This is a genomic window from Haemophilus haemolyticus (assembly GCF_001008205.1).
In the GTDB taxonomy this organism is placed as follows: domain Bacteria; phylum Pseudomonadota; class Gammaproteobacteria; order Enterobacterales; family Pasteurellaceae; genus Haemophilus; species Haemophilus haemolyticus_Q.
On the sequence record NZ_LCTK01000020.1, the window covers coordinates 89,862 to 96,518 of the forward strand.

Consider the following 6,657-nt stretch of genomic DNA (forward strand, 5'->3'; position numbering starts at 1 on the left):
ATTACACGCCCATCATGACATATCAATCTTAAAAGAATTTTAAATATTCATTGGCAGCTTGTAATTGAGCAAAACCTTCTGTTCTACCCGCAACCCAACGTTTTAATCCTTCCAAATCCATCATTTCTTTATGTTCTGGATTGTTGTAATCCATTTTGAACAAGGTTTCGGTGAATGCATTGAATTTGGTTTCATCTAATCCCACGCGCCCACTAAAAATACAATGGTCAAATGATGGTGTTTTTGCGAGTACTCGAACTGTTGCAGGATCGAGCGTACCATCTTTTGTCCAACGTTCAAAATTGAAATCTAACATCCATGTCGCCGCAACTTGGCGATCTTTTAATGCATTGGCTGCATCTAATTCACCGCCTACATGATCACCGTGTAAACCAACACCCACATCAAAGCGTTTTTCTACATAATCTTGACCAAATTCCAAGCCATGTTGATGTAAAAACTCGATTGGAATTAACCGCGCTTGTGGGGAATCAATCGCACCAAAAGCTATAGTTTTATTTTTTAAATCTTCAATAGATTGTATAGCTGGATCATTAACAACTAAATAGCTTTGACGATCTTGGTCGGTATCACGCATTGCACCATTTAAGGTTTTACCCGCACTACGCAAGTAACCATCTAACCAAGCAAGGGGAGAGTTCCACGCCATATCAATTTCATTATTGAGTAACGCATCAACTTGTCCTTTGTAGTCTTTGAAATAGACTGGCTCAATAGGGAAACCTTCTTTTTCGAAAAAGTCTGTAATAATGCCCCAAATAACTGTCACTTGTGGGGCGTAGATTACCGCCCCGATTTTTAATTTCTCACTCATTTTTCACCACTCTTTATGGAATTTGTTGACCTGTAATGGCTTTACCTAACCAAATATTTAGCACATCGACACTTGGCGCCATTACTTGGCTTGCTAATGCATCGCGTAAATAGCGTTCCATTGGCCCCATTTTGTTATAAGCCTTGCCACCGCCAATACGCATACCAATTTGAGCAAGAGTAATAGCGTTTTCGCTCGCAAGAATTCGGGCAGCTAATAATTTAGCTAATGCATCTGCATCACCTTCTGTGGCTGATCGAGCCGCATCTCGCGTAGCACATACAGCAGCGTTTGTGTTTGCATAGATTTTAGCTAAGTGAATTTGCACGGTTTCGATTTCAGCTAATGCAGTGCCAGATGTGTATTTACGGTGTGTTGAATGTTTAATTGCCTCAGTGAGCACTGCTTTACAGACGCCGCTATAGACAGCAGCCAAGCCACAAATAAAGGCAGGTGCAATGCCACCAAATACTTGTTCTGCGCCTGCGCCAACTTCGCCAATGCGCCAGCCACGATCTAATGGCATATCGGTCATTCGCATAAAGCAAGAGACATTGCTACGCATACCTAAGCCATTCCAGCTATCGGATTCAAACGTTAAGCCTTGAGTACCAAGTGGAAGCACCCAGTTATCAATAGTTTCACCATTTTCGGAAGGCAAAAGTGCTAAATAATAAGAGGCATAATTGCCTGATGTCACCATGGATTTTAAGCCATTGAATACTGCATGTTCAGCATTAAATTGTGCGGTTGCATCGGTAATATAGAAGTGAGTACCTGTGCCTAATTCACTATAGGCGAGTGCGGCAAAGGTTTGATTTTGAACAATGTCAGAAAAGATTTTTTGTTTGAGTTGATCGCTGCCGAATAGATTTAAGCAATTCACTGCAACATTACTCATCATGTAACAGAGACCAGCAGAGGCTGAACTTTCTGCTAACGCCATACAGACTTCAGCATGTTCTTTCAGGGTTAATCCCATTCCGCCGTATTCTCTCGGAATTAAAAGTGAAAACCAACCGGCTTTACCTAATTCCTTAAATGCCTGAACAGGAAATTCTTTTTTTTGATCGAGTTCGTCGGCGTAAGGCTCAATAAACTGTTCCGCTAACTTTCTCACCTGAGTATAGATTTGCGACATAATATATCCTTATTGTGTGTTGAGAAAAACTTTCTACGAGGCGGATATTATTATGCTCGGTTTCTTTTTTCTAGTATTTAATTCAAAATAATTTCAGTAATGTGACGTGGATCAAGAAAAAATCTGGCAAGCATTTTCCCATGTGACTTTTTTAATCAATTCTGCAGATTCATTTCTTAAGGTACAAAGAGCTTTGAAACTTTCCACAATACGCTCTGGTCGATTAGGTTGGCCTTGAAAACCAAATACAGGCATATCTGGACTATCTGTTTCCAACACTAAGGCATCAAGTGGCAACTTCGCGATCGCTTGACGAGTTTTATTGGCGCGTTCATAAGTGATCGTGCCGCCAACCCCGATTTTATAACCTAAATCAACAAAGCGTTTTGCTTGCTCGTAGCTTCCTGAAAAACCGTGTACCACGCCAAGTTTAGATAATGGAATACGTTTTAAAAAAGTAAAAATTTGATCATGAGTTTTTCGACTGTGAATATTGACGGGTAAATTAAATTGTTTTGCCAAATAAAGTTGGCTTTCAAAAAAATGACATTGTTTTGCCCAAAGTTCATCGGTGAGCAAATCAGGAATTGCGCGTTCCAAACCAATTTCTGCCACCGCCGTGCAATTTGCATCACGATTTTTTAAGGCTTGTTCTAACAGAATTAAATCATTTTCGGCGTGTTCTTTAATATAAAGAGGATGGAGCCCAAGCCCATAGCGCAAATTATCAGGAAAAAGTGCGGTCATATTTTGGATTGTTTTAAAATCAGTTTCTTTCACCGCCACAATCAGTATTTTTTGCACATCGGCTTGCTTAGCATTATCAATAAGCTGTGACAACGGTTCTCCTGTAAATTGTTGGAGATAATCGAGATGCGTGTGAGTGTCGAAGAAAGGCATGAGCATTTTCCTTTAGGTCAATAAAAAATGGCGGAATTTATCCGCCATTCACGATTATTCTACTGAAACTGATGTAATAACCACATCTTCAGTTGGAACATCTTGATGAAAGCCTTTGTTGCCTGTCTTCACTTTTTTGATTTTATCAACAACATCCATACCTTCAACTACTTCACCAAATACCGCATAGCCCCATTCTTGAACGACTTCGCGACCAAACATTTCTTTTGAACGATAATTTAAGAAATCATTGTCTGCTACGTTAATGAAGAATTGTGCTGTCGCTGAATGTGGATCTGAAGTGCGAGCCATTGCAATGGTTCCACGTTTGTTACTTAAACGATTGTTCGCTTCATTTTGGATTGGTGCGTTTGTTGCTTTTTCGCGCATACCGCTTTCCATACCACCGCCTTGAATCATAAAGCCATCAATAACACGGTGAAAAATTGTGTTATTATAAAAACCGTCTTTGCAGTAATTTAAGAAGTTTTCTGCTGTAACTGGAGCTTTATCAAAATCCAATTTAATTTTAATGTCGCCAAAGTTTGTGTGTAACGTAACCATTTTGTTTTCCTTCTGAAAAATTAAGGGTCGTATTATTCCACAATCGAGGTAAAAGTGCTATAAAAGTGCGGTTTGTTTTTATTTCATTTTACGAGCTTAAAAATGCTAAAAATTTTCAATACCTTAACGAGAGAAAAAGAAATCTTTAAACCTATCCACGAAAATAAAGTGGGAATGTATGTTTGTGGCGTCACTGTTTATGATTTGTGCCATATCGGTCATGGACGCACTTTTGTGTGTTTTGATGTGATTGCCCGTTATTTACGTTCTTTGGGTTACGATTTAACTTATGTACGCAATATTACGGACGTAGATGACAAAATTATTAAACGAGCGTTAGAAAACAAAGAAACCTGCGATCAACTTGTGGATCGTATGGTGCAGGAAATGTATAAAGATTTTGATGCACTTAATGTATTACGCCCTGATTTTGAGCCTCGTGCGACCCATCATATTCCAGAAATTATTGAAATTGTGGAAAAATTGATTAAACGCGGACATGCTTATGTTGCGGATAATGGCGATGTGATGTTTGATGTGGAAAGTTTTAAAGAATACGGCAAATTATCTCGTCAAGATCTTGAGCAATTACAAGCTGGTGCACGTATTGAAATCAATGAAATCAAGAAAAATCCAATGGATTTCGTGCTTTGGAAAATGTCGAAAGAAAACGAACCAAGCTGGCCATCCCCATGGGGGGCTGGTCGTCCAGGTTGGCATATTGAATGTTCTGCAATGAACTGCAAACAGCTTGGCGAACATTTTGATATTCACGGTGGTGGCTCTGATTTAATGTTCCCTCACCACGAAAATGAAATCGCGCAATCTTGCTGTGCACATGGCGGCCAATATGTGAATTATTGGATCCATTCCGGCATGATTATGGTGGATAAAGAAAAAATGTCGAAATCTCTCGGCAACTTCTTCACTATTCGTGATGTATTAAACCACTACAATGCAGAAGCGGTGCGTTATTTCTTACTAACGGCACACTATCGCAGCCAGCTCAATTATAGCGAAGAAAACTTGAATTTAGCACAAGGTGCATTAGAACGTTTGTACACCGCTTTACGTGGCACCGTTCAAAGTGCGGTTGCTTTTGGCGGAGAAAATTTTGTGGCAACTTTCCGTGAAGCAATGGACGATGATTTTAATACGCCAAATGCACTTTCTGTTTTATTCGAAATGGCGCGTGAAATTAACAAGTTAAAAACAGAAGATGTTGAGAAAGCCAATGGACTTGCCGCGCGTTTGCGAGAATTGGGTGCGATTTTAGGATTACTTCAACAAGAACCAGAGAAATTCTTACAATCGGGTTCCGACGATGATGAAGTAGCAAAAATTGAAGCGCTGATTAAACAACGCAATGACGCCCGCGCTGCTAAAGATTGGTCTGCTGCAGATGCTGCGCGTAATGAGCTTACCGCTATGGGCATCGTATTAGAAGATGGGCCGAATGGAACAACTTGGCGTAAGCAATAAATTTAAATGTTAAATTAATTTCATTAAAAAGACTAAGTTCAGAATGTAATAGAACTTAGTCTTTTGCTCTTTCATCATTTCTTAATATAGGATTTTAATGTTTGTTCCACTTCATAAATCCAATCCAACTCATGCTGAGTGAAACCCGCTTGAATGCGAGCATCGGTATTAATGACACCTTTAAAAATCACAATACGGTATTTGTGTAGCAACTCAGTAAAGCATTTCATCACATCTAAACCACGTTTTTTAGAAAGGGCGTGATACCAATGATTGCCGATATAAACATGGCCAATTTCATCGCGCAAAATAATATCCAAAATGTTCACTGCGGCAAAATCTTTACGTTGTGCGATTTTTTCTTGCAGAACAGGTGTTGCATCGAGGCCGCGTGCTTCTAATACACGAGGAACTAACGCCATTCGTTCCCAAATATCGTACGCGGTGGCTTGCGCCATTTCCCATAATCCAGCATGAGCTTCAAAATCACCATATTGATAACCCAATGTTTTTAAATGTTCATTGACTAAGGAAAAGTGAGTGCTTTCTTCACGAGCGACACGCAGCCAATCTTTCACAAAAGCCAAGCCTTCGCCAAGTTCTTGTTGTGCATTACGCCCGAATCGCCAAGCCGCATCTAAGCCTAAATTAATCGCATTAAACTCAATATGTGCGATAGCGTGCAATGTGGCAGCATAGCCTTCTTCTGTAGCAAAAGAACGTTTTGGCACATCTTTCGGTGTAACTAAGAGCGGTTTTTCAGGAAAAGCGGCAATATTATCTTGTGGCACGACTTTGGGAAAATCTTCTGATTTTATTAACTGAATTTGTGGCAGAAGATTATCGTAGAGATCATTAACTAAACGACATTTTTCTTGTGGATTCGCTGTTTTTAGTGCAGTTTCAACTTGTTGCCAAAATTGTGTAATAAGTACGGTCATTTTTTCTCTCTCATTCGTTAAAACGGATCAAGCCTTCTTGTTGTGTTGTTGCGATTAATTGACCATCTGGCGAGAAAATCTGCCCTCGAGCCAAACCACGGCCTCCAAAGGCATTATTGCTTTCAATTGCGTGTAAATGCCAGTGATTTAAATCAAACGGACGATGGAACCAAATACTATGATCAATGGTTGCCACTTTCATTCCTTTTTGTAAAAAGCCTTTTTCGTGCGGATGAAGTGCGGTCAAAATACAGTGAAAATCGGAAAAATAAGCCAATAAACATTGCTGAATTTTTATATCAAGCGGCGTTTCACCATTGGTTTTAAACCAAGAATATTGCTCGGCTGGCAATTTTGTCCCGTTAAATGGGTTATTCAAATATTTGGTACGTACCTCAAATGGACGCTCTGCTGCAAATTTTTCATTGAGTGGTTCTGGCAAGGTTTGAGCTACTTTTTGTAGCATCATATTTTCATCCGTAAAGTCTTCAGGTGAGCCAACATTTGGCATTGTATTTTGATGTTCAAAACCTTTTTCCGGCACTTGGAAAGAGGCTGTTACATGACAAATGGTATTTTTATGTTGAATGGCTTTCACGCGTAATGCAGAAAAATTACGCCCTTCACGCAAGGTTTCCACATCGTAAATAATCGGATATTGGCTGTCTCCTGGGGCAAGAAAATAGGCATGACAAGAATGTAAAATACGATCTTCTGGCGCCACCTGCATTGCCGCTGATAATGCTTGAGCTACAACTTGCCCGCCAAATACTTGGCGAAAACCTAAATCTTGG

The 6,657-nt window shown here is 39.8% G+C and carries 7 protein-coding genes; 1 reads left to right on the plus strand and 6 read right to left on the minus strand.

The features are described 5' to 3' along the window. Nucleotides 1-28: 28 nt before the first annotated feature. The 4 genes from AAX18_RS04810 to AAX18_RS04825 form a co-directional block, all read right to left on the minus strand. A complete protein-coding gene (locus tag AAX18_RS04810) occupies nt 29-835 on the minus strand; it encodes a phosphate/phosphite/phosphonate ABC transporter substrate-binding protein (RefSeq protein WP_046953138.1) in 807 nt (268 codons plus the stop codon). A gap of 13 nt (nt 836-848) precedes the next feature. Next, nucleotides 849-1,976, minus strand: a complete 1,128-nt coding sequence (locus AAX18_RS04815; protein ID WP_046953139.1) for an acyl-CoA dehydrogenase family protein — start codon at nt 1,974-1,976, stop codon at nt 849-851. A gap of 111 nt (nt 1,977-2,087) precedes the next feature. Further along, nucleotides 2,088-2,876 carry a TatD family hydrolase gene (locus tag AAX18_RS04820; protein WP_046953140.1) on the minus strand — a complete coding sequence of 263 codons (789 nt, stop codon included), beginning with the start codon at nt 2,874-2,876 and terminating at the stop codon, nt 2,088-2,090. Nucleotides 2,877-2,930: 54 nt separating this feature from the next. After that, nucleotides 2,931-3,440: a peptidylprolyl isomerase gene (locus AAX18_RS04825; protein ID WP_005627927.1), complete on the minus strand. Its 510-nt coding sequence runs from the start codon at nt 3,438-3,440 to the stop codon at nt 2,931-2,933. Between the two features lie 102 nt (nt 3,441-3,542). On the opposite strand from AAX18_RS04825, the gene cysS reads away from it, so the two are divergent. After that, nucleotides 3,543-4,922 carry a cysteine--tRNA ligase gene (gene cysS / locus AAX18_RS04830; protein WP_005627925.1) on the plus strand — a complete coding sequence of 460 codons (1,380 nt, stop codon included), beginning with the start codon at nt 3,543-3,545 and terminating at the stop codon, nt 4,920-4,922. A 74-nt stretch (nt 4,923-4,996) separates the two neighbouring features. Here the strand turns inward: cysS and AAX18_RS04835 are convergent, their stop codons facing one another. Both AAX18_RS04835 and tesB read right to left on the minus strand, forming a co-directional pair. After that, nucleotides 4,997-5,863, minus strand: a complete 867-nt coding sequence (locus AAX18_RS04835; protein WP_046953141.1) for a ferritin-like domain-containing protein — start codon at nt 5,861-5,863, stop codon at nt 4,997-4,999. A 10-nt stretch (nt 5,864-5,873) separates the two neighbouring features. Then, nucleotides 5,874-6,657, minus strand: a 784-nt coding sequence (gene tesB, locus AAX18_RS04840) for an acyl-CoA thioesterase II (protein ID WP_046953142.1), incomplete at its 5' end; no start/stop codon positions are given.